Origin of the sequence: Streptomyces sp. NBC_00335 (assembly GCF_036127095.1) — a bacterium.
Taxonomy (GTDB): domain Bacteria; phylum Actinomycetota; class Actinomycetes; order Streptomycetales; family Streptomycetaceae; genus Streptomyces.
The window spans coordinates 6785743-6809796 of record NZ_CP108006.1 but is presented as its reverse complement, the minus strand read 5'-3'; the positions used below and the strand labels follow the sequence as shown (position 1 = coordinate 6809796).

The 24054-nt window shown below is 73.4% G+C and carries 23 protein-coding genes; 14 read left to right on the top strand and 9 right to left on the bottom strand.

Features of this window, described 5'->3' with window-relative positions:
• Positions 1-25 precede the first annotated feature (25 nt).
• Positions 26-2482, bottom strand: a complete 2457-nt coding sequence (locus tag OHA37_RS30880; RefSeq protein ID WP_266910018.1) for a right-handed parallel beta-helix repeat-containing protein — start codon at positions 2480-2482, stop codon at positions 26-28.
• Positions 2483-2643: 161 nt separating this feature from the next.
• Between OHA37_RS30880 and hmgA the strand changes: the two genes are divergently transcribed.
• Together hmgA and OHA37_RS30870 are read left to right on the top strand one after the other, a co-directional pair.
• Positions 2644-3966, top strand: a complete 1323-nt coding sequence (gene hmgA, locus OHA37_RS30875; protein ID WP_266910016.1) for a homogentisate 1,2-dioxygenase — start codon at positions 2644-2646, stop codon at positions 3964-3966.
• Positions 3967-3979: 13 nt separating this feature from the next.
• Positions 3980-4780 (top strand): GntR family transcriptional regulator, encoded by an 801-nt coding sequence (locus OHA37_RS30870; protein WP_266910014.1) that lies wholly within the window; start codon positions 3980-3982, stop codon positions 4778-4780.
• A gap of 48 nt (positions 4781-4828) precedes the next feature.
• On the opposite strand, the gene OHA37_RS30865 is transcribed toward OHA37_RS30870, so the two are convergent.
• Positions 4829-4990 (bottom strand): hypothetical protein, encoded by a 162-nt coding sequence (locus OHA37_RS30865; protein WP_266910012.1) that lies wholly within the window; start codon positions 4988-4990, stop codon positions 4829-4831.
• A gap of 157 nt (positions 4991-5147) precedes the next feature.
• Between OHA37_RS30865 and OHA37_RS30860 the strand changes: the two genes are divergently transcribed.
• Positions 5148-6317, top strand: coding sequence for a type ISP restriction/modification enzyme (locus OHA37_RS30860; RefSeq protein WP_266913240.1), 1170 nt, complete (start codon positions 5148-5150; stop codon positions 6315-6317).
• Between the two features lie 831 nt (positions 6318-7148).
• Here OHA37_RS30860 and OHA37_RS30855 read toward each other — a convergent pair.
• A complete protein-coding gene (locus tag OHA37_RS30855) occupies positions 7149-7874 on the bottom strand; it encodes a TetR/AcrR family transcriptional regulator (protein WP_266910010.1) in 726 nt (241 codons plus the stop codon).
• A 70-nt stretch (positions 7875-7944) separates the two neighbouring features.
• On the opposite strand from OHA37_RS30855, the gene OHA37_RS30850 reads away from it, so the two are divergent.
• The 3 genes from OHA37_RS30850 to OHA37_RS30840 all read left to right on the top strand — a co-directional run bounded on the left by OHA37_RS30850 (position 7945) and on the right by OHA37_RS30840 (position 11016).
• Complete coding sequence (locus tag OHA37_RS30850) at positions 7945-8934, top strand: ATP-binding cassette domain-containing protein (RefSeq protein WP_266910008.1); 990 nt, start codon at positions 7945-7947, stop codon at positions 8932-8934.
• The gene (locus OHA37_RS30845) at positions 8931-9719 is read left to right on the top strand and encodes an ABC transporter permease (protein WP_266910006.1); all 789 of its coding nucleotides are present in this window, start codon (positions 8931-8933) and stop codon (positions 9717-9719) included. The genes OHA37_RS30850 and OHA37_RS30845 overlap by 4 nt, the downstream gene beginning before the upstream one ends.
• Before the next feature lie 76 nt (positions 9720-9795).
• Entirely contained in the window at positions 9796-11016 is a 1221-nt protein-coding gene (locus tag OHA37_RS30840) for a CaiB/BaiF CoA transferase family protein (protein WP_266910004.1), read from the top strand.
• 62 nt (positions 11017-11078) lie between these two features.
• Here the strand turns inward: OHA37_RS30840 and OHA37_RS30835 are convergent, their stop codons facing one another.
• The gene (locus OHA37_RS30835; protein ID WP_030720225.1) at positions 11079-11348 is read right to left on the bottom strand and encodes a hypothetical protein; all 270 of its coding nucleotides are present in this window, start codon (positions 11346-11348) and stop codon (positions 11079-11081) included.
• A gap of 323 nt (positions 11349-11671) precedes the next feature.
• Here OHA37_RS30835 and OHA37_RS30830 point away from each other — a divergent pair, with 323 nt between their 5' ends.
• Entirely contained in the window at positions 11672-13348 is a 1677-nt protein-coding gene (locus OHA37_RS30830) for a serine/threonine-protein kinase (protein WP_266910002.1), read from the top strand.
• A gap of 116 nt (positions 13349-13464) precedes the next feature.
• Here OHA37_RS30830 and OHA37_RS30825 read toward each other — a convergent pair whose 3' ends face one another.
• Positions 13465-14265, bottom strand: coding sequence for an SGNH/GDSL hydrolase family protein (locus OHA37_RS30825; RefSeq protein WP_266913238.1), 801 nt, complete (start codon positions 14263-14265; stop codon positions 13465-13467).
• A 218-nt stretch (positions 14266-14483) separates the two neighbouring features.
• Between OHA37_RS30825 and OHA37_RS30820 the strand changes: the two genes are divergently transcribed.
• Positions 14484-15584 carry a DUF5925 domain-containing protein gene (locus tag OHA37_RS30820; RefSeq protein ID WP_266910000.1) on the top strand — a complete coding sequence of 367 codons (1101 nt, stop codon included), beginning with the start codon at positions 14484-14486 and terminating at the stop codon, positions 15582-15584.
• Between the two features lie 242 nt (positions 15585-15826).
• Positions 15827-16369: an FABP family protein gene (locus OHA37_RS30815; protein WP_266909998.1), complete on the top strand. Its 543-nt coding sequence runs from the start codon at positions 15827-15829 to the stop codon at positions 16367-16369.
• A 29-nt stretch (positions 16370-16398) separates the two neighbouring features.
• Here the strand turns inward: OHA37_RS30815 and OHA37_RS30810 are convergent, their stop codons facing one another.
• Positions 16399-16791, bottom strand: a complete 393-nt coding sequence (locus OHA37_RS30810; RefSeq protein ID WP_266909996.1) for a GntR family transcriptional regulator — start codon at positions 16789-16791, stop codon at positions 16399-16401.
• Between the two features lie 71 nt (positions 16792-16862).
• Between OHA37_RS30810 and OHA37_RS30805 the strand changes: the two genes are divergently transcribed.
• Both OHA37_RS30805 and OHA37_RS30800 read left to right on the top strand, forming a co-directional pair.
• Positions 16863-17810, top strand: a complete 948-nt coding sequence (locus OHA37_RS30805; protein WP_266909993.1) for a GNAT family N-acetyltransferase — start codon at positions 16863-16865, stop codon at positions 17808-17810.
• A gap of 49 nt (positions 17811-17859) precedes the next feature.
• Positions 17860-18354 carry a DUF402 domain-containing protein gene (locus OHA37_RS30800; RefSeq protein WP_266909991.1) on the top strand — a complete coding sequence of 165 codons (495 nt, stop codon included), beginning with the start codon at positions 17860-17862 and terminating at the stop codon, positions 18352-18354.
• Positions 18355-18377: 23 nt separating this feature from the next.
• On the opposite strand, the gene OHA37_RS30795 is transcribed toward OHA37_RS30800, so the two are convergent.
• The gene (locus OHA37_RS30795; protein ID WP_266909989.1) at positions 18378-18950 is read right to left on the bottom strand and encodes a DUF3291 domain-containing protein; all 573 of its coding nucleotides are present in this window, start codon (positions 18948-18950) and stop codon (positions 18378-18380) included.
• Between the two features lie 31 nt (positions 18951-18981).
• A complete protein-coding gene (locus tag OHA37_RS30790; protein WP_266909987.1) occupies positions 18982-19734 on the bottom strand; it encodes a helix-turn-helix transcriptional regulator in 753 nt (250 codons plus the stop codon).
• 335 nt (positions 19735-20069) lie between these two features.
• Here OHA37_RS30790 and OHA37_RS30785 point away from each other — a divergent pair, with 335 nt between their 5' ends.
• The gene (locus OHA37_RS30785) at positions 20070-21107 is read left to right on the top strand and encodes a lytic polysaccharide monooxygenase (RefSeq protein ID WP_266909985.1); all 1038 of its coding nucleotides are present in this window, start codon (positions 20070-20072) and stop codon (positions 21105-21107) included.
• A 74-nt stretch (positions 21108-21181) separates the two neighbouring features.
• Here OHA37_RS30785 and OHA37_RS30780 read toward each other — a convergent pair whose 3' ends face one another.
• Positions 21182-22042, bottom strand: coding sequence for an esterase/lipase family protein (locus OHA37_RS30780; RefSeq protein ID WP_266909983.1), 861 nt, complete (start codon positions 22040-22042; stop codon positions 21182-21184).
• 232 nt (positions 22043-22274) lie between these two features.
• On the opposite strand from OHA37_RS30780, the gene OHA37_RS30775 reads away from it, so the two are divergent.
• On the top strand, positions 22275-23378 hold the full coding sequence (locus OHA37_RS30775) for a DUF3533 domain-containing protein (RefSeq protein ID WP_266909981.1): 1104 nt from the start codon (positions 22275-22277) through the stop codon (positions 23376-23378).
• The gene (locus OHA37_RS30770; protein WP_266909979.1) at positions 23375-24040 is read left to right on the top strand and encodes an acetate uptake transporter; all 666 of its coding nucleotides are present in this window, start codon (positions 23375-23377) and stop codon (positions 24038-24040) included. Before OHA37_RS30775 ends, OHA37_RS30770 begins: the two co-directional genes overlap by 4 nt.
• Positions 24041-24054 lie beyond the last annotated feature (14 nt).

Genomic DNA, 24054 nt, shown 5'->3' with positions numbered 1-24054 from the left:
GGGCGGTCGCCGCCCGGGTGATCCGTCACGGCCGGTCTCCCCCGGCGGCGCCCCGCTCCGTGTCGGCGGCGGTGCCGGGACCGGCCGCGGGACCGGCCGCGGGATCGCCCTCGGCTCCGGCTTCGGCTCCGGCTTCGGCTTCGGCTCCGGCTCCGACTCCGGATCCGGATCCGACTCCGGCCTCGGCTCCGACTCTGGCCTCAGCTCCAGCCTCAGCTCCGGCTTCGACTCCGGCTCCGGCTCCGGCTCCGGCTCCGGCCCCGGCCCCGGCCCCAGCCCCAGCCCCAGCTCCGACCTCGGCTCCGACTCCGGATCCAGATCCCACTCCGGCCTCGGCTCCGCCCCCGGCCCCGGATCCCACTCCGGCCCCGGCCCCGGCCTCCGCGCTGCGGGTCGGGGCCGGGCCTGCGGGGACGGGGACGCGGGCGCCTGCCGGGTCGCCGCCCGGGCCCGCCGGGCGGGCCGGGGTGCTGCCCGGGCGGGCGGCGGCGATGACGGCCCAGAGGATCCAGAGCACCGCGACGAGCGACCGTATCCAGGCGGGGCTGAGCGGGATCCAGGGGATCATCAGGACGGCCTTGTCGAAGGCGTCGAGCAGGGTGAGCGCGCCCAGCAGCAGGGTCAGGCGGGCCAGCCAGGGCCGGGTGGGGCGCAGGGCGAGGCCGGTGCCGGTCCACCACAGGCCGAGGCAGAGCAGGGCCAGTGCCGGGACGAAGGTGCCGACCAGGCCCATCGTGGAGCCGGCCACGTCCAGGGCCAGGCCCGCGAGGCCGAGCAGCGCGGCCACGCCGGCCAGGCGTGAGGCGCGCAGGCGGCGCCACCACAGGAGGCCGCCGACCAGGAGGAGGACCGCCGCGACGGCGAGGGCGAGCTGGGTCTCCACCCGCTGGAGGCCCCGGGAGCCGTACCAGTCGCAGCCGGCCGGGAGTTTGCGCGCCTGGACGCTGTAGTCGGCGCAGACCAGGAGCTGCGCCAGCTTCACCGGTTCACCGGCCAGCCGGGCCGAGGCGCCGGAGACCGCGCCGCGGCGCTCGCCGCACTGCGGGAGCGTGCCCGGGGTGGAGCCGTCCGGGCCCTGCTGCCAGCAGTTGCCCCGGCCCTGGCCGTCCCACCACACGTCCATGCCGTTGGGGCGGGAGGCGCCGGACTTGTCCTTGCCCAGGATGTTGCCGGCGTAGCGGTTGTGGTGGGAGGTGTCGGCCTGCTTGGACAGCTCCTCCTCGCCGCGGATGAAGGCGGGCACGGCCGAGAGGAAGAAGCCCGCGCGCTGGTGCCCGTACACCCAGTTGTTCTCGTAGAGGTTCCAGTTGCCGCCGGCGGTGATGATGCCGGTGCCGGGGGGCATGGAGATCTGCGGGCAGACCACCCCCTGCTCGTAGCCGCGCTCGGCGGGCGGCTTGGCGCAGGTGCCGTCCGCGACGTAGTGGTAGTAGTCGGCGTTGTTGTCGTGGATCAGGTTGCGTTCGAAGCGGGCGTGGTTCTGCGGGAGGCCGGGGTGGCCGGGGAAGGCGCTGTCCATCGAGGCGCCGCCCATGTTCTGGTCGAACTCGTTGTCGTGCACGTACACCGAGTCGCCCGCGGTGCCGGAGTAGCCGACCATGTTGTGGTGGCTGTGGCAGCCGGTGATCTCGATGGAGTAGCGGGGGACGTCGTAGCCGCGGCCGTCGTTGATGTTCGAGGCGCTGCCGGGGTAGATGCCGGAGTCGCCGTTGCCGTAGGACTCGCAGTTCTTGTACAGCCCGTGGTCGCTGGCGAAGGTCAGGAAGCCGTACTCGTCGTTCCAGCGGGTCAGCACGTCGTCGATGACGAAGCCGTCGCCCGCGAGGACGTACAGCGAGTTGAAGGTGGTGCGCTGGGCGGTGAAGTTGCGGAAGTAGATGCCGTTGGACTTGTCCGCGCGGATCCCGTTCAGCTTCTGGTACTTGGCGTCGATGACCACGTCCTGGCGGGAGGCTCCGGTGCCTTCGATCTGGAGGTCGGTCTTGCCGAGGATGGCGACCAGGTTCTGGTTGTGGCGGCAGGCCGCCTGCTGCTCGTAGGTCAGGATCTGGTAGCCGAGCGAGGAGTTGGGGGCCTTGAGCGAGGCGCACTCACCGGTCGGTGCGGTGAGCGAGGGCTCCTCCTCGTAGAGGCCGGGCAGGATCGCGATGTTCATGCCCGGGCGGTCCACGGCGTCGACCGCCGCCTGGAGGTCGCGGAAGCCGTTCTTCTCGCAGCGTTCGTAGAGGGCGAGGTTGCGCTGCTTGAGGGCGTCGGGGAAGGCGGATATCCGGCGCTCGAATGCGGGCCGGTCGGTCTTGCAGACGATCAGGTCGGGCTCGCCCTCGCGGTAGGCGGGTACGGAGCCGGTGCCGTCGGGGAGCTCGACGGGGCGCTCCTCGTGCGCGCTCGCGGCGGGCGCGGCGACGAGGAGTGACAGAAGCGCTAGGAGGGCGGCGAGGAGCACCGCCGGCACGGCAGGAAACCTGCGGGTCCACGACATGCGCGTGAGAGTAGAGCAATGTTCATCTTTTGGGATCCCCCCGCGCAGCAATAGGCCTCCGGCACGCCTGCCGGTCGGCCGACAGGAATCCCCCGTTGACGCGTGGGCCGAGGAATCCTACTGTCAGGCATAGGATTCCTTCGGCAGACCGGGAGCGTGCAATGAGCGGCGGCAGCGAGCAGGCCAGGAAGACGGCGGAGGCACTGGAGTACCTCACCGGCTTCGGCAATGAGCACAGCTCGGAGGCGGTCCCCGGTGCGCTGCCGTTCGGGCGGAACTCTCCCCAGCGCTCACCCCTCGGCCTCTACGCGGAGCAGCTCAGCGGCAGCGCGTTCACCGAGCCGCGTTCCCACAACCGCCGCTCCTGGCTCTACCGGATCCGCCCCTCGGCGGCGCACCCGCCCTTCACCCGGACCGGCAACGGCGCCCTGCGCAGCGCACCCTTCACGGAGGCCCCGGCCGACCCGAACCGGCTCCGCTGGAACCCGCTGCCCGACCCGGCCCCGGGTACGGACTTCCTGGCGGGCCTGTGGACCCTCGGCGGCAACGGCGACGCCACCCAGCGTTCCGGCATGGCCATCCACCTCTACTCCGCGAACGCCTCCATGACCGACCGGGTGTTCAGCGACTCCGACGGCGAGCTGCTGATCGTCCCCGAGCGCGGCGGCCTGCTCCTGCGCACCGAGTTCGGCCTGCTGAGCGCCCGTCCCGGCGAGATGGCGCTGATCCCGCGCGGGGTCCGCTTCCGCGTGGAGCTCCAGGACGAGAGCGCCCGAGGCTACGTCTGCGAGAACTACGGCCGGCCCTTCGAGCTCCCCGACCTGGGCCCCATCGGCGCCAACGGGCTCGCCGCCGCCCGTGATTTCCGCGCGCCGGTGGCCTCGTACGAGGATGCCGAGCGTCCGACGGAGGTCGTCAACAAGTTCTGCGGCAACCTCTGGACGGCCACCTACGACCACTCCCCCCTCGACGTGGTCGCCTGGCACGGCACGCACGTCCCGTACGTCTACGACCTGCGCAGTTTCAACGTCCTGGGCTCCATCAGCTACGACCACCCCGACCCGTCCATCTTCACGGTGCTGACCTCGCCCTCCGACACGGCGGGCCTGGCGGGCGTGGACTTCGTGGTCTTCGCGCCGCGCTGGCTGGTCGGCGAGGACACCTTCCGCCCGCCGTACTTCCACCGGAACGTGATGAGCGAGTACATGGGTCTCATCGACGGCGCCTACGACGCCAAGGCGGAGGGCTTCGTGCCGGGCGGCGGCTCGCTGCACAACATGATGTCCGCGCACGGCCCCGACCGGGAGACCTTCGACCGGGCGAGCGCCGCCGAGCTGAAGCCGCAGAAGATCGACGACGGCCTGGCCTTCATGTTCGAGACCCGCTGGCCGATCACCGCGACCGCCCAGGCGGCCGTCGCGGACCACCTCCAGGGCGGATACGACGACGTCTGGCAGGGGCTCCAGCGTCACTTCCGCGCCTAACATCACGAGCAGCATGCCGCGCGGCGCCGCCGCCGCGCCCACCCCGTCCTACGGAGAACCACCCGTGACCGCCTTCGCCCCCGACTCGCTGGTACTGAACAGGAAGCTGCCGCTCTGGTACCAGGTCTCCCAGTCGCTGCGCGCCTCCATACTCGGGCGCACCGCGGACGCCTCGCTGCGCCTGCCCACCGAGGAGCAGCTCGCCGAGCACTACGGGGTGAGCGTGCTGACCATGCGGCAGGCGCTCAAGGAGCTGGAGACCGAGGGGCTCATCAGCCGCCACCGGCGGCGCGGGACCTTCATCGAGCCGGCTGCCCTGCGCGGGGCGCCGGTCCAGCTGCTCGGCTCGGTCGACGCGATCGTGGCGCAGCAGTCGGGCGACCGTACGACGATCCTGGGGCACGAGCGGACGGCGGTGCCCGGGGAGCTGCTGAAGCACTTCCCGGACACCGCCGAGGTGGTCACGTACCGCAGGCTCCGCCTCGACAGCGAGAGCGGAGAGCCGACCAACTGGGCGGAGAACGCGGTCCGTCCGGAGCTCGCCGACGCCATCGACCTCGCGGATCTGGAGCGTTGGCCGATGACGAAGGTGCTGCGGGACATCGTGAAGGTGGACATCAGCCGGATCACCGACACCGTGGAGGCGCGGCTCGCCGACCCACTCACGGCCGATCTGCTCCAAGTGCCCTTGCTGAGCCCGATCTTGCACTACACGGGCGTCACTTACGACGCCTCCGGCCGGGTGGTCGACGTGGCGCGGATCCGGTACCGGGGGGACCGGTTCTCCTTCACCGTGACCGTCGACGCACACTGATTTCCGGCCGTCCGCTCCTTCCGGTCGTCCGCCACCTCCGGCCGTCCGCTACTTCTGGTCGTCGTCCGTTCCGCGCTCGCCTTCCGCCTGGGACGGTGTGGTCCGCTGCGTCTGGACGTGGCGGAGCTTCTTCTGCTTCTCGTCCAGGTCCTCGTCGAGCCGTTCCCCCTCGGCCTGCGACGGGGTCGAGTACTCGTCGTACTGGCTCATGTCCGCCTCCCGGGTCGTCTGGTTCGGCCGGGCTCCGTCCGGATCCGGGCAGATCCCTCCATAGCGAGCCTAACTCTCCGGCCTGGACGCGGCCCGGTCACGGGGTGGCGTCGCTACCATCGGCCGGGTGAGCGCTGACGCATCCCCGCGGGACCCGATGCTGGACGATCTGATGCCCTGGGCCGTGGGCTCCCTGCGCCTGGGCCGCACTTGGGTCGCGGCCCCCGATCCGGCCACCCTGCGCGCCCGGTGGGCCGCGCTGGCCGCTGCCGAGGGACCCGAGCGGGAGCGGCTGTTCCGGCCGACCCGGGCGCGGACCACGGGCGCCGGGGCGGCGGCGCTGCCGGGCCAGCGCGCGGGTTCCACGGCCCGCTTCGCGGACGTGCCCGGGCCCCGCCCCGACCCCGTACGGATCCTGCGCGAGCCCTTCGACGAACAGTGGCTGCTGCCCGACCAGCGGCTCATCGACCTGGCCCGCCCGGAGCTGTGGCGGGTGCTGGACGAGCACCAGCTGTTCGTCGCGGAGCCCGCGCAGCCGGCGGCGCTGACGGTCACCGCGCACCTGCCCGCCGGGCGGCTCGGCCGGATCCGCCCGCTGCACCGCCGCCCGGGCGGCGCCGAGCCCAATCTCGCCCCCGGGCTGCAGCACCTGCTCGGTGAGCGGTACGGCACCTGGGTCACCCCCGAGGACGTGCTCTGCTGGATCCTCGCCGCCGGCCGCCCCGGCCCCCGGGGGTACGAGGTCCCCCTCACCGCCGACGCCACGCGCTGGCGGGCCGGGCTGGAGCTGGGCCACCGACTGCTGTGCGTCCGGCTGCGCGGGGCCCGCGGCGGCGAGGCGCCCCGGCTGCCCGGCGGGCGCCGGCCGTACGTCCGCTCGGCGCTGCCGGCGTGGCCGCGCGAGCTCGCGTACGACGCGGGGAGCGAGACCCTGACCATCGGCGGCGGGAGCGGGAGCGGGGACGGCGGCACCGTGTCGCCCGTGCCGGTGTCGGCGTGGGAGTACGAGGTCCAAGGCGTCCGGGTGCTGGAGTCCTGGTTCTCCGCACGGCTCGCCCACCGGGGGCCGGAGGCGGAGGGGCTGGACGCGGTGGGCCCGGCCGAGTGGCCGCAGGGCTGGACCTCGGAGCTGCTCGCCCTGGTGACGACCCTGGCGCTGCTGGCCGAACTGGAGCCGGAGCGGGCCGCGTTCGAAGTGGGGGCGGTGCTGGGCGCCGACGAGTTGCGTGCGGGTGGGGTGTTGCCGGTGCCCGGCTGGGCCCGGCGGCCGGCCTCGGTCCTGGACCACCAGGAGGAGGGGCCCGGGGGGCAGTTCGCGCTGCTCTGAGGCGCGGGGGCCTCGGGGCGGGCTTCCGGAGCGGGGCCCGCCTGTGGCGGGCGCGTGCCCGGGCGGGGCGTACCCGGGTCGGGCGCACCTGGGCGGGCCGGTGCCCGGATCGGCCTTCCGGAGCGGGCCGGGGCCTTCCTTGTGGGGGTGCGTGCCTGGGCGGGCGCGTGCCTGGGCGGGCGGGACACGGGCGGGCGCGTGCCCGGACGGGCGGGACACGGGCGGGCGCGGCGGTGCGGTGGGCGGCCCTGCGGGGCGGAAGTCCCCTACCCGCCCTTCCACCGTTCCCAGGGCTCCGCCCTGACCCGCGCCTCAAACCCCGGCAGGGCCGAGCACGCCCCAAAGCTCCACCCCGACCCGCGCCTCAAACCCCGGCAGGGCCGAGCACGCCCCAAGGCTCCGCCCTGACCCGCGCCTCAAACGCCAGCGGGACTGAGTGTGCCCCAGGGCTCCGCCCTGACCTGCGCCTCAAACCCCGGCGGGGCCGAGCGTGCCCCAAAGCTCCGCCCCGACCCGCGCCTCAAACCCCGGCAGGGCCGAGCATGCCCCAAAGCTCCGCCCCGACCCGCGCCTCAAGCGCCGGACGGGCTGGAAGCGGGGTGCCGGGCTGCGCCCGGACCCCTCTGGGGCTCCGCCCCGGACCCCGGTGCTCAAGCGCCGGACGGCTGAAGGATCAGACGCCGGCCGGGCTGGAATTGGCGTCAGCCCGCACGCGCGGGCCTGCGTCGGCCAAAATCCAGCCCCGCCGGCGTTTGAGGCGCGGGGGTCCGGGGGCTGGTCCCCGGCGGCGGTGCCGCGCCGGGCGACCCCCTGGGCCGGCCGCACGGGCGGTCAGCGCCCCCAGGCCCCCAGCAGCCGTGACACCGACCGGTCGAAGACCGCCGCCGGGTCGGGCAGTTCGCCCGGGATTCCCGGCGCGGTCGCCAGTACGCCCGCCAGGAGCGGGTACTCCCCCGTCGCCAGTCGGGAGCCGAGCCAGCCCGCTCGTACGGTCTGTTCTTCGGCCTCGCTCCAGGGGAGTTGACGGGCTCGCTCGGCCAGGGCCAGTTCGCCCGCCACGAACGTGGCGACCGTGCCGTTGATCGCGGCGATCAGTTCCAGCTTCTCCCCGCCAGGAGCGTCCAGCGGCGCCAGGCACTCCAGGCTGTGTTCCAGGTACCGCAGGGCGTTCGGGCCGAATCCGTAGACCGGGCTCAGCAGCCGGGGCAGCCAGGGGTGCCGGTGCATGATGGCCCGGGTCTGGCGGGCCAGCGCGAGCTGGTCGGCCCGCCAGTCACCGGCCGGCCGTGCGAGGTCGTACTCCCCGCTGACCGCGTCGACCATCAGCTCGTACAGGTCCTCCTTGCGCGGCACGTAGTTGTAGAGGGACATGGTCCCGGCGCCGATCCCGGCCGCCACGCGCCGCATCGAGACGGCGTCGATCCCCTCCTCGTCGGCGATCCGCACCGCCTCGGCGGCGATCGTGTCGCGGCTGTGGGCGGGCCGGGGGCCGCGACCGGCCCGCGGCGGGCGGGCCCAGATCACTTCGGGTTCAGCGGAGCGGCCGCTGGGTGTCATCACTCATCACCTCGTCCATCCTCACCATCCTAGTTACGTACGGCGTACGTAGTCAGGTAGGGTGCGTCGCATGACGACTACGTACGCTGTACTTAGTGAGGGTCTGGAGAAGAGCTACGGCGAGGTCCGCGCCCTGCGCGGTCTCGACCTCGCCGTTCCGGAGGGCACCGTCTGCGGTCTCCTCGGCCCCAACGGCGCGGGCAAGACCACCGCCGTCCGGATCCTCACCACCCTCACCACACCCACCGCCGGCCGCGCCCTCGTCGCCGGACACGACGTCGCCCGGGACCCGGCCGCCGTTCGCCGCTCCATCGGGGCCACCGGCCAATACGCCTCGGTCGACGGGGATTTGACCGGAGCCGAGAACCTCCGGCTCTTCGCCCGCCTCGCCGGACTGCGCGGCCGGGCCGTCCGGGACCGCGCCGACGAGCTGTTGGAGGGCTTCGGCCTCGCCGAGGCCGGCAACCGGGTGGCGAGCACCTGGTCGGGCGGAATGCGCCGGCGGCTCGACCTAGCCGCCGGACTGGTCACCCGGCCCCGCGTGCTGTTCCTCGACGAGCCCACCACCGGCCTCGACCCGACGGCCCGCGACCAGATCTGGACGGCCGTACGAGCCCTGGCGCGCGAGGGGACCACCGTGCTGCTCACCACCCAGTACCTGGAGGAGGCCGACCGGCTCGCCGACGAGATCGTGGTCGTGGACCACGGCCGGGCGGCCGCCACCGGCACCCCCGCCGAGCTCAAGGCCCGGATCGGCGCCTACGCCGAGGTCTGCGTCGAAGGGACCGGGGCCCTAGCGGGCGCGGCCGCCGTGCTCGACCAGCTGACCGGGGGCCTGCCCGCCCTGGACCGGGAGCGCCTCACCGTCGGCGCGACCGCCCTCGACCCCGGGCTCACCCTGCCGCAGATCGTCCGGGCGCTCGACGCGGCCGGCATCGCCGTCACCGACGCGAGCCTGCGCCCGCCCACCCTCGACGAGGTCTTCCGGCGCCTCGTCGGAGCCCCCCGGGCGTCCGAGAACCCCGCCGTGGCCGACAACACGAAGGAGAAGGCCGCATGAGCACCCTGCTGTCCGACGGCGGCGCCGTCTTCACCCGCCAGCTCCAGAAGGCCCGGCACGCCCCGGCCCTGCTCATCCTCACCCAGACCATGCCCGTCACCATGCTGCTGTTCTTCGGCTACGTCTTCGGCAGCGCGCTCGCCATGCCGGGCTCCGAGTACCGGCAGTTCCTGGTCCCGGGACTGCTCGCCGCCACCGCCGCGAACGGCCTGATGACCGGCATGTTCACGGCCGCGCAGGATGCGCACCGCGGGGTGATGGACCGCTTCCGGACCCTGCCGATGAGCCGGAGCGCGGTCCCGCTCGGGCAGACGGCCGCGGACCTGCTGACCACCGGCGTCTCGATGGTGCCGCTGATCCTGGTGGGGCTGGCGATGGGCTGGCGGGCGGAGAACGGGCTCCCGGGCGCGCTCGGGGCCCTCGGCGTCCTGCTGCTGTTCCGCTTCGCCACCGCGTGGGTGGGGACGTACCTGGGCCTGCTGAGCAAGAGCGAGGAGGCGGCGGGGCAGCTCGGCAGCGCCACCTTCGTCCTGCCGATGCTCTCCAGCGCGTACCTGCCGACGGCCGGGCTGCCCGGGTGGCTGCGCACGCTCGCCGAGTGGAACCCGATCAGCGCCGTCGCCACCGCCGTGCGCGCCCTGTGCGGCAACGCCGGGGGCGAGGCGGCGGCGGGCGCCGCGTGGCCGGTCGCGCACCCGGTCGCCGGGGCACTCCTGTGGTCCCTGGCCCTGCTGGTCCTCTTCGCGCCGGCCGCGACGCGCCGGTTCGCTCGGGGCCTCGACTGAGTCCGGGGCGGGTGGGTGGACGGGCCGGACCCGAAGATCGTGGACAGATCCGCCCGGGGCGGGTAGGCAGGCCGTCATGGAACCCGACACGATCGACATGCCCGCCACCGAGCCCCTCCCCCTCGACGGCATCACCGTCGTCTCCGTCGAGCAGGCCGTCTCCGCACCCTTCGCCACCCGTCAGCTCGCCGACCTCGGCGCCCGGGTGATCAAGGTCGAGCGGCCCGACGGGGGTGACTTCGCGCGCGGCTACGACACCGCCGCGCACGGTCTGGCCTCGCATTTCGTGTGGGCCAACCGGGGGAAGGAGTCGATCGCGCTCGACCTCAAGGATCCGCGCGGCCGGGAGGTCCTGCACGGACTGCTCGACGGGGCCGACGTGTTCGTGCAGAACCTCGCCCAGGGGGCGGCCGCCCGGCTCGGGCTCGACTCGGCCGCGCTGTGCGCCCGCTACCCCCGGCTGGTCGCCGTGGACGTCTCCGGCTACGGACCCGAAGGCCCGTACGCCCACAAGCGCGCCTACGACATGCTCGTCCAGTGCGAGGCCGGGCTGGTCTCGGTGACCGGCACCCCGGAGCAGCCGGTCAAGGCCGGGATTCCGGCGGCGGACATCGCGGCCGCCATGTACGCCTTCTCGGGCGTGCTCGCGGCCCTGCTGCGACGCGGGATCACGGGGCGCGGAGGCAGGGTGGAGGTGTCGATGCTCGACGCGCTCGCGGAGTGGATGGGGCATCCGCTGCACCACACCATGCACGGCGGGGAGCAGCCGGTGCGGACGGGCCTCGCGCACGCCGTGATCGCGCCCTACGACGCCTACCCGACGGCCGACGGGGACCGGGTGCTGCTGTCGGTGCAGAACGACCGGGAGTGGCGGCGGCTGGCCGAACAGGTGCTGGAGCAGCCGGAGTTGGCCGAGGATCCGGGGTACGCGACGAACGCCGCGCGCACCGCGAACCGGGAGAAGACCGACGCGGTGGTCGCCGAAGCGCTGGGCCGGCTCGGCGCGGACGCGGCGATCGGGCGGCTGGAGGCCGCGGGCATCGCCTGCGCGCGGCTGAACTCGGTGGCACAGCTCTCCGCGCACCCGCAGCTGGAGGCCCGGGACCGCTGGCGGGAGGTGGGCTCGCCCGCGGGCCCGCTGCGGGCCCTGCTGCCGCCGATCGGGCTGCCCGGCGGCGCGGCACCGCACATGGGTGCGGTGCCCGCGCTCGGCGAACACACCGAAGCCCTGCTGCGCGCCCTGGGGATGACGGGCGAACAGATCACGGCACTGCGCCGGGACGGTGTGGTTCGCTGACTGGGCAGGGGTGATCAGGCCGGGGACGAAGCGGCGGCGCTGCTGGAACCGAAGCGGGACGGTTACGAACGGCGGCTGCCGAAGAGGGTGCGCCGCAGCCTCCGCAGCGGCGCGAAGAGCGATACGCGCGCGCTCCGGCTCCGCAGCCGGTGCGTGTGGTCGCGCGAGGTCAGCTCACGCATGAGCAGCGTCGCCTCGGCGGTCTCGCGGTGCGGGACGGCTGGACCGCCCAGCACGGCGAGGTGGCGGTCGAGGCGCGAACTGGTCGCACCGCTCCCGCAAGTGATGGCAGGCACGCGAGGCGGCCTGCTGCGCATTGCTATCTGTTCCATGTCTCTCCCCACCCGTACGAGGGCACCCGGCCCACCGGGCAGGGTAACCCTATCGTCCCCACGTCGCGCACATGTATCCCGGTGGTGTGAATTGCCCGTGTGGCGAGCGGGAGTTGACGATTACTCAGCGGAGTCGATCGTCACTCTCCGCGAAATCCGCCGGGGCTTGCGGGACATGGGACCGCCCGTGGAACCGCACATGGAACCGCATCGGCGCCGACTGCGTGACTCCTGTCGCGACCGCAGCCACGGCGCACGCTCTGCGCTAACTTGGAGTGATCGTCCGGTAACGCTCTTGGGGGCGCGCGTGAATGAGGCTTCCGGTGACTGAGTCCGCGTCGAACGGGGACGGCGCCGGCGACCGCGTCATCGCCGGACGCTACCGCCTGCTGGGCCCGCTCGGCCGCGGCGGGATGGGCATGGTGTGGCGCGCCCGGGACGAGGTCCTGGGGCGCGAGGTGGCCGTCAAGGAAGTGCGCGCGCCGGCTGGAATGGACGAGGCCGAGGTGGCCCGGATGTACCAGCGCCTCGAGCGGGAGGCCTGGGCCGCGGCCCGCGTCTCGCACCGGGGCGTGGTCACCGTCTACGACGTGGCCACCGAGGACGGCCGGCCCTGGATCGTGATGGAGATCGTACGGGGACTCTCGCTCGCGGAGGTCCTGGAGGGCGACGGGCCGCTCACCCCGCAGCGCACCGCGCACATCGGCGAACAGGTACTGGCCGCACTGCGCTCCGCGCACGAGGCGGGGGTGCTGCACCGGGACGTCAAACCGGGCAACGTGCTGATCGCCAACGACGGCCGGGTGGTGCTCGGCGACTTCGGGATCGCGAGCCTGGAGGGCTCCACCGCCATCACCATGACGGGCGAGGTGGTCGGCTCCCCCGAATTCCTGCCGCCCGAGCGGGCATTGGGGCACGAGCCGGGCCCCGGATCGGACCTGTGGGCCCTCGGGGTGACGCTGTACCTGGCCGTGGAGGGGGTCTCGCCCTTCCGCCGGGAGTCCCCGGTGGCCACGCTGCGGGCGGTGGTGGAGGAGGAGTTCCCGCCGCCCCTGCGGGCCGGGCCGCTGACGCCCGTCCTGGAAGGACTGCTGGTCAAGGATCCCGAGGAGCGGCTGTCGGCCACGGAGGCGGCCCGGATGCTGCGCATCGTCGGCGCGGGCGGGACCGTACGGGCCTCCGGCGGCCCGGCGTCCGGTCCCACGGCGGGTCCGGCGGCGGGGCCGGACGGCCCGACCTCCGTGGCGCAGCACCGGTACGGCCACCCCACCCCGCCGCTGCAGACGCCCGCACCGGGTACCGGGCAGGCGCCGCCACATCCCCCGGAGCCCGAGCGGAACGGGGCCGGGCTGGTGCTGACCGGCGGGATCGTGGTGCTGCTCGCGGTGGTGGTCCTGCTGGGGTGGCTGCTGCTGAAGGGCCGTGGCACGGGCGGAGACGGCGGAGACGGGGCGACGCCCACCCCGACCGTCACGCAGAACCTTTCCCCCTCCCCGACCCCCTCGCCGAGCGCCTCGCCCTCCCCCTCGCCTTCCCCTTCTCCTTCTCCCTCACCTTCGGCCACGCCGCCGGTCGGTATCACGGTGTCCGCCGTCCGGGCCCTCCGGGACGCCTACCGCGGTGACTGCCCGGCGCCCGCCACCAAGGCCCCCGCTTTCACCGCCACCGTCGCGGTGGACCGGATGCCGACGGTGGTGGAGTACCGCTGGGCCACGCGCAGCGGGCAGACCACGGGCCCCGGCTGGCAGACCCTCGCGTACCCGGCGGGCGGACCGGGGAGCGTACGCCTGGACCACACGGAGCTGACGCACTACCCGGACGCGACGTTCGAGGACGCGGTGCGGCTGGAGGTCCGGGCGCCTTCGGAAGCGGCTTCGGACTGGCTGGAGTTCTCGGTGACGTGCGAGGAGGAGACCCCGACGGGCGGGGCCTCCTCCCCGAGCACTTCCGGACCGACCGGCCCCCCGTCACCGAACCCGGGTCCGACGGCCAGTCCGTGACGCGTCGGGCCATCACGCGTCAGCCGTGACGCGTCGGGCCATCACACGTCAGGCCATCACGCGTCAGGCCGTGACGCGTCAGTCCGTGACGCGTCGGGCCGCCCTCCGGTGCGTCCTCAGACCGCGCCGGTGAAGACGGGCAGGTAGCCGCCGGACTGTCCGGCGGCGGTGGGGTGGTAGGACTCGCCGATGTTCAGCCAGTTGAGGCTGTGCAGCCAGGCGCTGCCGGAGCAGATCTCGTGCCCGGTGAAGGCGCCGGCGACCGAGGCGAAGGCGAAGCCGTGGTCGGCGGCGCGTTTGGCGATGGCGGCGTTGAGGTAGTCGGAGGCGCCGTTGATGGCGGTGCGCTCGCCCTCCGACAGCCCGGCCACGCAGGTGCCGTTCAGCTTGTAGAAGCGGGGATAGCCGAGGACGACCACGCGGGCGCCCGGGGACCGGCTGTGGATGGCGTTGTAGACCGTGTCGAGCTGGCCGGGGAGGGTGGAGTCCACGTACGCCTTGGCCTGGTTGACCCGGCTGACGCAGGTGGATTCGGACTGGAGCACACAGGTGGTCATGACGTCGGAGAACCCGGCGTCGTTCCCGCCGATGGTGATGCTGACGAGGTCGGTGCCGGCGTTCAGCGGTGTGAGCTGGCCGCTCATCACATCACCCGTACGGGCACCCGAGCAGGCGGCGAAGGAGAAGGTCTGGGGGGCGTGTGCGGCGGCCCAGAGGGCCGGGTAGGCGCGGGTGGTGCGCTTGCAGTTCCCGCTGGCGCTGTCGTAGTTGCCGGCGCCGACGCCGGAGGAGTACGAGTCACCGAGGGCGACGTAGCCGAAGTCGGCGGCGGCGGTCGCCTGGCCGGCTCCGAACAGGGCCGCGCCCGCGGCGAGTAACAGGGCAGAGGCCAAGGCGGCGAAACGAGGCATTTTCATGCTCATGTATGCGGCTCCTCGTGGGGGGTTACTCCGGAGTTACTCCTGAGTCCGTGGTACAAGGAGCCGAGGTCCGCTGGAAGTGTCCATGCCAAGAATGTTCGGGGCAGACATGCGGCGCGAATCTTCACCCGCACGGCGTTTGAAGAGGGAATCCCGCCACCCGATCCGGCGAAACACGGGTGCACGAGGGCAGTTCGTGCCGGATCATGGGCGCCATGCCAGCCAACCCTCAAGACGCACTGCCGATCCGGCTCAACGTCGACGACAGCGACTCCCCGTCGGACGTCGTCGACGCGCTGTTCCTCGGCCGTTTCGCGTCCGGCGAGCAGCCCTACTCGCACAGCGTGTCGATCGACCGGGTCAAGCCGGGCGTGACCCTGCTGCCGTCCGGAGCAACGGTGTTGCGCTCCGCCCGGGACAGCGACCGCAGCGCGACGCTCGCCGAGGGCCAGGGCTGGACCATGCTCGTCTCCCGCTGGAGCCGGGGGGCGGACGTCACGGTGACGGCGATCAGCGACGAACTGGCCGCCTCGACGCTGGAGGAGGCGACCGAGGGCGCGCAGGACGAGCCCGAACCGCAGCCCGAGAACGTCGCGATGGGGTTCTGGTACGTCTCCCCGCGCCGCGGCCCCTACCGCACGACCCGGCAGATCGCGGCCGGCACCTGGGAAGAGGTGCGGCCCAACTACACGGCTCCGGTGGCCGGGGCGATGGACCGGCTGATGAAGGTCACCCCGGACGACATCGCCGGCCGACTGCTCCTGCTCCACGGCCCGCCGGGCACCGGCAAGACCTCCGCCCTGCGCACGCTCGCCCGGTCCTGGCGGGACTGGTGCCAGGTGGACTGCGTGCTGGACCCGGAGCGGCTGTTCAACGACATCGGCTACCTGATGGACATCGCGATCGGCGAGGACGAGGGCACCGCGAAGAGCCGCTGGCGGCTGCTGCTGCTGGAGGACTGCGACGAGCTGATCCGCGGCGAGGCCCGGCACACCGCCGGGCAGGCGCTGTCACGGCTGCTGAACCTCACCGACGGCCTCCTCGGCCAGGGCCGCAACGTCCTGGTGGGCGTCACGACCAACGAGGACCTGGAGCGGCTGCACCCGGCGGTGGTCCGGCCCGGGCGCTGCCTCGCCCGCATCGAGATCGGCCGGCTGACGCACCGCGAGGCGGTGGACTGGCTCGGCACCGGCGAGGGCATCTCCCGCGAGGGCGCGACCCTGGCGGAGCTCTACGCCCTGCGCCGCGGGGCGTCGGGCCCCGCCGCCCTGCTGCCGCCGCAGGGCCAGGACGCGGACGCGGGGATGTACTTGTAGGCACGGCGGGTCCGGGTCCGGCGCCTGCGGGTGCGCCGCCGCCCACCGTCCCTGTGGCTCCGGGCGCCCATCGGCCTTAAGGCTCGGGGTGTCCATGAGCCCTACCGCGCGGGGCGCCCACGGTTCCCACCGCGCGGGGCGCGCACGGGTGCGGCGGGCACGGCGAGGACAATGAGGGCGCGGCCGAAGGCCCCCACCGGCCGCGCGCACCCTCGGGGGAACCACGAACAGGAGAACGCACCGTGCTCGATCCGGCGCAGGACAACCCCTTCCCCGACAGCCACGTCCTCGGCGAGGGCCCCGAGCCGCACCCGCAGCTCCAGCCGGTGCTCGGCCTCATCGGACGCTGGCACGGCCGGGGCAGCGGCGAGTACCCGACCCTGGAGCACGGGTTCCGGTACGAGCAGGAAATCACCTTCAGCCACGACGGCCGGCCCTTCCTCCGCTACGAGTCCCGCGCCTGGCTGATCGACGGCTCCGGCACCGCCCTGCGCCCCGCGGGGCGCGAGACCGGGTGGTGGCGCATCCTCCCGGACGCCTCGGTCGAGGTCACGCTCGCCCACCCGACGGGCATCGTCGAGACGTACGTCGGCCAGGTCTCCGGTACGGAGATCGAGATGGCCACCGATACGGTGGGGCTGACCCCGCGGGCCAAGGAGGTCACCGGCATGAAGCGCCGGTACGCGCTCCAGGACGGCGAGCTGACGATCGTGCAGGAAATGGCCGCGGTGGGCCAGCCGATGCAGCACCACCTCCAGGCCCGCCTGAGCCCGCGCAAGGACTGACCGGCGGGGCGAGGGCCCGCCCCCTGGCGTCAGCCCGCGTACCGCGCCCGCAGCGCGTCCAGCGCCGCCGCGGTCGCCTCGTCGAAGGTCAGGCCCAGCCGCCGCGCCCGCTCCGCGTAGGCCTGCGCGGCGGTGGCCGCCTCGCGGGCGGGCCCGTCGCCCGCCGCCGCCACGAAGCTGCCCGCCCGGCCGCGCGTCTCGATCACGCCGTCGGACTCCAGCGCCCGGTAGGCCTTGGCGACCGTGTTCGCCGCCAGCCCCAGTTCCTCCGCGAGCCCGCGGACCGTCGGCAGTTTGAACCCGGCGGGCAGCCGGCCCGCCCGCGCCCCGGCGGCGATCTGGGCGCGCAGTTGCTCGTACGGGGCGGCGGCGCCCGCCGCGCCGTCGATGCGGATCTTCAGGTGCGGAGAAGTCGAGGTCACGCGGCCGATTGTCCCCCATCCGCCGGGAAATTCGCAGGCGTCCGACCCTGCCGCACCCCTACCGTCACCCCGTGATCACAACCATCCGGGATCTGCGCCCCGACGACCCGACCGACGCCGAGTCCGTGGTCCGGGTACGCCGCGCCGCCCTCCCCTTCATGATCAGTACCGCCCCCGGGGTGGCCTTCGAGCTGGCCTCCGCGCACCCCGACAAGCGCTACCGCCTCCTCGTCGCCGAGAACGCCGACGGCCTCGTCGTGGGCACCGCCCAGGTCGGCATCGTCTACGACAGCCCCGAACCGGGCCAGGGCTTCGTCAACGCCTACGTCGATCCCGCCCACCGCGGACTCGGCGCCGGGACCGCCCTGCTGGGCGCGGCCGAGGAGCACCTGGGAGCCGAGGGCGCGCAGGACGCGTACGCCTGGGTCCTCGACGAGCCGCCGCACCGCGCCTTCGCCGAGCGGCACGGCTACCGCGCCTCCCGCTCCGCACACTTCCTGCGCCTCGACCTCACCACGGCCGCGCTGCCCGCCCTCCCCGGGACCCTGCCGGCCGGGGCCGAACTGTGCACCGGATCGGCTTTCGCCGCGGATCCGCGACCGCTCTTCGAGGCCGACGCGGCGGCGAGCTCCGACGAACCGGGCGACGTGCAGCAGGACTTCGACGATTACGAGGACTGGCTGCGGCACACCTGGAACCACCCCCACCTCGATCCGGACCTCACCACCGTGGTCCTGGTCGACGGCAAGGTGGCCGCCTTCACCGCCGCACACACGGACGGCGGCACCCGCTACTCCTCCGCGATGACGGGCACCCTGCGCCCGTTCCGCGGGCTGGGACTGGCCCGGGCGGCCAAGACCGACTCGCTCCTGCGGGCCCGCGCCGCGGGCTACACGGAGGCGTTCACCGGCAACGACACCGCCAACGGCCCGATGCTCGCGGTCAACAGCCGGTTCGGGTACGAGGTCTGCGCGACCGAGACCCGCTTCGCCAAGCAGCTGCCCACATCGGACAATTGACCGAAACCTCGATGAGCCGAGAGAACCCGAGAGAACCGGAGACACACCGATGACCGACCGGCCGACCGACCAGTTGACCGTCACCCTCACCAAGGCGGGCCGTACGAAGATCCGTTACCCGGCCGAGCTGGTGGCCGACACCGGCACCCGGATCACCGTACGGGCGCCCTGGGCGGCCCCCGGGGTACGGGACTTCGGCTTCGTCCGCTTCGAGCCGGGCGACGTGTTCACCGAGCACTTCTGGCGCGACCGCTGGTACGCGGTCAAGGAGGTGCGGACGGGCGAGGGCGTCCTCAAGGGCTGGTACTGCGACGTCACCCGTCCCGCGTCGGTGCAGGACGGGGTGATCCTCATCGAGGACCTGGACCTGGACCTGTGGGTGTCGGCCGACGGGAGCTCGGTACTGCGGCTCGACGAGGACGAGTTCGCCGAGAGCGGGCTCGCCGACACCGATCCCGAAGCTGCCGCCCAGGCGGTACGGGCCCTCGACGCCCTGGACGCCCAAGCCCGTTCGGCCGCGGGCCTGGGAGCCCTGCTGTCCTGACCCGGGAGCGGCGCGGCGCCGCCTCAGACCGCCGCCGAGTCCCCGGCATGCGCCGGCCGCGCGCTCCGGGCGGCCGGCTCCGGCTGCTCGGCCCCCTCGGGCTGCGCCCGCGGCACGGCCCGAACGTGCTCGGCGGCCTCGGCGGCCGTGTAGGAGGAGGCGAAGGTGAAGGCGTGCGGGGACGGCCCGTGCGCCCGCAGGTCCGCCAGCCGCTCCAGGGCCTCACCGACGGTCGGGACGTGCCCGGCGGGGACCCACCAGAGCACCATGTGCGCCTCGACGTGCCGTTCGAACCATTCGCGGCGCCGCCGCATGACCTCCAGGTGCCCGCTGCGGTAGGCGAAGTCCCACAGGGCCTCCTGGGTCTCCCACACCGACAGGTTGACGATGACGTTCTCGCCGGCCGGGCGCAGGCCGGTGGCGTCGGCCCCTCCCTCGTCCACGAGCCTCCACACGAACCCGGGCGCACCGTCGGCGGCGGCGTTGACCGGGTCGAGCATCTCGACGAAGGGCGCCACGCGCGGGTCGTCGAGCGGATGACGGAGCGTGGAGGCGTTGAGCTGGGCGAGGTGGGCGGCATGTGCGGATGCGGTCATGGCCTCATCCCACACGAGCCGCTTTTCTATGTCAATGGTCATTGTTTTTAGAAGCTTCGACCACCACGCAGCATTCCCCCGGCCGGGCGTCCATGCGGGCGCGGACGGGACCGTCCGCACCGAGCAGCCCTTCCAGCAGCGCGAGGTTCATGCCGCAGACGAGCGGCGGGAAGCGTTCGGCGACGGCGTGGAAGGGGCAGTTGCGCATGCGGACGACGCGTCCGGCCGCCTCGGCCGCCCCGGCCGCCCCGACCGCCCCCTCGGCGCCTCCGACGCCCCGAGCATCCTCGACCCCCTCCGCGCCCTCGCCATCCCCGGCACCTTCCAAGTGCGGTTCGTAGCCGCGGCCGCCCAGCACCTCCATCGCCTCTTCGAGGCCCGCGCAGGGCGCGGCCGAGCCGCGCAGGGCCTCGCCCCGGCGGCGGGCGGCCGCGCAGAGCCCGGCGTCCAGCCCCGCCTGCTCGGCGGCCTCGGCGAGCAGCTCGGCGACCGTGCGGTAGTCGCGGGAGGGCAGCGACACCGACCGCTCGACCAGCGCCCGCGTGTACACCTTGGCGGGACGGCCCGCCCCCGGCCCCGAACGGCCCGTCAGGCGGCGGCTGCCACTGTCCAGCAGCCCGGCCTCCGTCAGCCTGTCCAGATGGTGCGCGGCCAGCGTGCGCGCCACCCCGGCCGCCTCGGCGGCCTCGTTGCGGCCGACCTCACGGCCCTGCGCCACCACGTACTCGTACAGGCGGCGGCGCACCGGATCCTGCAACACCGCGATCACATCGATGTCCTTCATGGGGACATTCTAGGAACAACGCAGGTTGGAGATAGAAGGGCTGGATCCGCCGGGCCCGGACCCGGACCCCTTCCGAAGCTTGGCCCTCCAAGGGCTTCAGGGCCCTCCGGGCCCGCTACCTCAGCCCCCTCTTACCCCGCCCTTAACTGCGCCCTAAGGATCGGCTCCAGGGGCCCCAACCCGGTCGAACGCCGGGTTCGGACGGTTAGTTTGGCTGGGCCAGGGAGGGCCGGAGGCGGCGCCGCGGACCCGTGAGGGGCGGCGCCGCCCAGCCTCGGCCCTCCGGCGCACCCACGACTCGCGCAGCCCTGTGCCGTGCCCAGAGGAGATCCGCCATGCCCGCACGCCGTACCGCCGCCCGCATCGCCGCCGCAGGCCTCGCCCCGATCGCGGTGGTCGCGTACGCCGCCGTTCCCGCGGCCGCCCACGGTTCGATGACGGACCCGGTCAGCCGGGTGGCGGCGTGCTACGCGGAGGGCCCCGAGTCCCCCAAGTCGGCCGCCTGCAAGGCGGCGGTCGCGGCGAGCGGGGCGCAGGCGTTCTACGACTGGAACGCGGTGAACATCGCCAACGCGGCCGGTCAGAGCAAGGCGCTGATCCCGGACGGGAAGCTGTGCTCGGCGGGCAACGACAAGTACAGGGGGCTGGACCTGGCGCGCGCCGACTGGCCGGCGAGCCCGATGGCCGCGGGCGCGCACACCTTCCGCTACAAGGGGACCGCCCCGCACAAGGGCTCCTTCGAGCTGTACGTGACGAAGGACGGCTACGACCCGTCGAAGCCGCTGAAGTGGTCCGACCTGGAGGCCGCGCCCTTCGCGAAGGTCACCGACCCGGGCATGCAGAACGGCGACTACGTCTTCTCCGGCACCGTCCCGAACAAGACCGGCCGGCACCTGATCTACAGCGTCTGGCAGCGCTCCGACAGCCCGGAGGCCTTCTACACCTGCTCGGACGTGGTCTTCGGGAAGGACAACGGCGGGGGCGGCACGGGTGGCACCGGCGGCAAGCCCACGGCCGGGCCGAGCGCGAAGCCCACCTCGAAGCCCACCTCGAAGCCGAGTTCCGTGCCCTCGCAGCGGCCGTCCACGCTCCCCTCGGAGCTCCCCTCGGCCCCCACCGACGAGCAGATCTCCGCAGGCGCAGAAAAGTCCACGGTGGAGCACCACGGACACGGGGACAACGACCCGAAGACGAACGGCGGCGGCGCTCCGTCCCCGATCCCCTCGCAGAGCGGGACCAGCCTCGCCGAGACGGGCGGCAGCAGTGCCACCCCGGTGATCGCGATCGGCGGAGCCGGCGTCCTGGCCGTCGGCGCGGCCGTGCTGTTCGCGCTGGCCCGCCGCCGGGCGATCCCGGGCCGCCACGGCCGCTGACCCGCTACGGGTCGGTCACCGGCGACCGGTGACCGAGGGCGGGCGGCCCGCAGGAGGGGCCGCCCGCCGCGCCGTCAGGAGAAGACCGACGCGCAGGTGGTCCGCTTGGCGTGCGCCGGGTCGAGGGCGTTGGCCGCCTCGTGCCAGGCGATCCGGTCGGTGAGCCCGATGGCCACGTGCTCCGAGAGGTCCACCGCGCACAGGTCTTGGAGCAGCACGTTGCGGACGTTCGGCCCGGTGAGGAACTGGCTCCGGTAGGGGGTGACCACCTCGTCGTAGCGGGTGGCGATCACCGTGTACGCGACTCCGGGGACGGTGTCCCCGCCCTCGTTCAGCTTGTTCTGGAAGGGCGATCCGGCGATCTGGTCGGCGAGGCCCGGGGTGGCCGTGCTGATCAGGTCCCCGGCTCCGGGGAAGTACGGGAGGAGCTTGGTGAGGCCGAGCAGGGTGGTCCCGTGGTTGTCGGGGGCGAGCCCGACCAGGGCGTTGACCTTGGCGGCGCCGCCGAGGAACTTCAGGTAGTAGCGCGGCATCATGCCGCCCTGGGAGTGGCCCACGAGGTCCGTCTCGGCCGCTCCCGTGGCGGCGAGCACCTTGTCGACGAAGACGTCGAGCTGCCCGGCGGACGCCTCGATGGGCCCGAGCCCGTTGAAGAAGGGGACGCCGGGCAGCTGCCCGTAGTCGAGGGAGTAGACGCAGTAGCCCCGGTGGACGAGGTACGGCGCGAAGCCGAGCCAGTTGTCGACGGAGTTCCCGAAGGTTCCGTGGACCAGGACCACGGGCCGGGGGTGGGCGGCGGACGGTTTGCAGGACCAGTTGTTCCAGCCGCTGCTCGGCGCCGAGGCGGCCTGGGCCGCTCCGGTGGGGGCGACGAGAGCGGCTGCGGTCAGGGTGAGGACGGCCAGCGGGCGGAGCAGGCGTCTCCAGGGCAGCATCGTGTGATCTCCTTGCGGCTCAAGGGGAGTAACGAGGGATGGCGCGGGAAGTACGTGGGGGTGCATCCCGTGATCCGGATCACAAGAGGGTGCTGCAGCCGCCAAATTACGGGCGAGTAGCAAAACTGGGAAGTTACGCGGCGGTAAAAACTGCGCGGTCCGCTCCGACGGCCGTCATCCGTTCGGCCCACCCCTGCTGCGCCCCGCGCCCGGTACGCCGAGCGTGTGAGACATGACCCAGTCCACCCACACAGACCCAGGGCAGTCCGGCGGCTTCCTCGCCGAGATCAAGGACGCCGTCACCACCCGGGCCGCTCTCCTGGTCCTGGGCGTACTGGCGCTCCAGCTCGCCTTCATCACCTCGTACATCGGGGCCTTCCATCACCCCAAGCCCAGCGAGATCCCCATCGCGGTGGCCGCGCCCGCCGAACCGGTCGCCGCGCAGACGGCGAAGCAGCTCTCCGCGCTGCCGGGCAAACCGCTCGATCCCCGTGCCGTACAGGACGAGGCGACGGCGCTGCGGCAGATCCAGAACCGGGACGTGGACGGCGCGCTGATCATCGACCCGGCCGGCAAGACCGACAAGCTGCTGGTCGCGAGCGGCGCCGGGGCCTCCCTGTCGCAGGCCCTGGAGGAGGTCGTCGGCCTCGTCGAGAAGACCCAGGGCCGCACCGTGACCGTCGTGGACGTGGCCCCCGTGGCCGCCGGCGACGGGCGCGGCCTGAGCGCGTTCTACCTGGTCGTGGGCTGGTGCGTGGGCGGCTACCTGTGTGCCGCGATCCTCGCGATCAGCGCGGGCGCCCGGCCCGCGAACGTCCACCGCGCCATCATCCGGCTCGGCGCGCTGTTCGTGTACGCCGTCGCGGCCGGACTCCTCGGCGCGGTCATCGCGGACCCGATCCTGGGTGCGCTGCCCGGCAGCATCTGGGGCCTGTGGGGGCTCGGCGCCCTCGTCGTCTTCGCCGTCGGCGCGATCACCCTGGCCTTCCAGGGCCTCGCGGGGGTGGTCGGCATCGGCCTGGCGATCCTGCTGGTGGTGGTGCTCGGCAACCCGAGCGCCGGCGGCGCCTACCCGTACCCGCTGCTGCCGCCGTTCTGGAAGGCCATCGGCCCGTGGCTGCCGCCGGGTGCGGGCACGTACGCCGGGCGCTCGATCGCGTACTTCAAGGGCAATGACATCACCGGACCGCTGCTGGTCCTGAGCGGCTGGGCGGTGCTCGGCTCCGCGATCACGCTGGCCTGTGCGGCGGGCCGCAGGGGCAAGGCGGGAGCGGCGGTGGGCAGCGGGCTCCCCGAGGGTCCGGACGCCCTGCCGGAGCGGGAAGTCGTGCGATGAACAACCCGGTCCAGGCCCGCAACCGCATGGGGCCGGCCGAACAGGCCGTCTCGGTCAAGCGGATGGAGCCCAGCGCGCAGGCGCAGCTGGGCCCCCTCGGCCTCACCGGCTTCATCGTCGTCACCACGCTCGCCACCGGCATCGACGCGGGCATCTTCCCCGAGCACCTCAGCCACTCCGTGCTGCCGCTCGTCGGCTTCTTCATCGGCGGGCTCGCCCAGCTGCTGGCCGGGCTCTTCCAGGCGCAGCGCGGAGACACCTGGCACGCCACCGTCTTCGGCGGCTTCGGGCTGTTCTGGATGTCGAAGGCGCTCCTGATCCAGTGGGTACTGCCCGCCACGGATCCGGCGCTGCGCGGGGACGTGAGCGCGCTGTTCACGCTGCCGTGGGTGTTCGTGGTGTTCGTGCTGTGGATCGGCAGCTGGCGGATCCACCTGGTGCTGCTGTCCACCTTCACGTGCGTGCTGGTGGTCTTCGTGGCCATGACGGTCAGCGGGTTCACCGGCTCGGTGATCTGGAACCGGATCACCGGCTGGAGCGGGCTGCTCGCCGCGCTCGGAGCCACGTACCTGCTCGCCGGGCAGATCATGGCGAGCACCTGGGGCCGCCAGGTGCTGCCGATGGGCCGCTTCCTCGCTCCCGAGGAGCACCCGGAGGCATGACCACAGCATGATCA

Excerpts from the sequence above, each read along its gene's own strand:
- OHA37_RS30880 (WP_266910018.1), bottom strand. The coding sequence starts at position 2,482 with ATGTCGTGGACCCGCAGGTTTCCTGCCGTGCCGGCGGTGCTCCTCGCC.
- hmgA (WP_266910016.1), top strand. The coding sequence starts at position 2,644 with ATGAGCGGCGGCAGCGAGCAGGCCAGGAAGACGGCGGAGGCACTGGAG.
- OHA37_RS30870 (WP_266910014.1), top strand. The coding sequence starts at position 3,980 with ATGCCGCGCGGCGCCGCCGCCGCGCCCACCCCGTCCTACGGAGAACCA.
- OHA37_RS30865 (WP_266910012.1), bottom strand. The coding sequence starts at position 4,990 with ATGAGCCAGTACGACGAGTACTCGACCCCGTCGCAGGCCGAGGGGGAA.
- OHA37_RS30860 (WP_266913240.1), top strand. The coding sequence starts at position 5,148 with ATGCTGGACGATCTGATGCCCTGGGCCGTGGGCTCCCTGCGCCTGGGC.
- OHA37_RS30855 (WP_266910010.1), bottom strand. The coding sequence starts at position 7,874 with ATGACACCCAGCGGCCGCTCCGCTGAACCCGAAGTGATCTGGGCCCGC.
- OHA37_RS30850 (WP_266910008.1), top strand. The coding sequence starts at position 7,945 with ATGACGACTACGTACGCTGTACTTAGTGAGGGTCTGGAGAAGAGCTAC.
- OHA37_RS30845 (WP_266910006.1), top strand. The coding sequence starts at position 8,931 with ATGAGCACCCTGCTGTCCGACGGCGGCGCCGTCTTCACCCGCCAGCTC.
- OHA37_RS30840 (WP_266910004.1), top strand. The coding sequence starts at position 9,796 with ATGGAACCCGACACGATCGACATGCCCGCCACCGAGCCCCTCCCCCTC.
- OHA37_RS30835 (WP_030720225.1), bottom strand. The coding sequence starts at position 11,348 with ATGGAACAGATAGCAATGCGCAGCAGGCCGCCTCGCGTGCCTGCCATC.
- OHA37_RS30825 (WP_266913238.1), bottom strand. The coding sequence starts at position 14,265 with ATGAAAATGCCTCGTTTCGCCGCCTTGGCCTCTGCCCTGTTACTCGCC.
- OHA37_RS30820 (WP_266910000.1), top strand. The coding sequence starts at position 14,484 with ATGCCAGCCAACCCTCAAGACGCACTGCCGATCCGGCTCAACGTCGAC.
- OHA37_RS30800 (WP_266909991.1), top strand. The coding sequence starts at position 17,860 with ATGACCGACCGGCCGACCGACCAGTTGACCGTCACCCTCACCAAGGCG.
- OHA37_RS30795 (WP_266909989.1), bottom strand. The coding sequence starts at position 18,950 with ATGACCGCATCCGCACATGCCGCCCACCTCGCCCAGCTCAACGCCTCC.
- OHA37_RS30790 (WP_266909987.1), bottom strand. The coding sequence starts at position 19,734 with ATGAAGGACATCGATGTGATCGCGGTGTTGCAGGATCCGGTGCGCCGC.
- OHA37_RS30785 (WP_266909985.1), top strand. The coding sequence starts at position 20,070 with ATGCCCGCACGCCGTACCGCCGCCCGCATCGCCGCCGCAGGCCTCGCC.
- OHA37_RS30780 (WP_266909983.1), bottom strand. The coding sequence starts at position 22,042 with ATGCTGCCCTGGAGACGCCTGCTCCGCCCGCTGGCCGTCCTCACCCTG.
- OHA37_RS30775 (WP_266909981.1), top strand. The coding sequence starts at position 22,275 with ATGACCCAGTCCACCCACACAGACCCAGGGCAGTCCGGCGGCTTCCTC.
- OHA37_RS30770 (WP_266909979.1), top strand. The coding sequence starts at position 23,375 with ATGAACAACCCGGTCCAGGCCCGCAACCGCATGGGGCCGGCCGAACAG.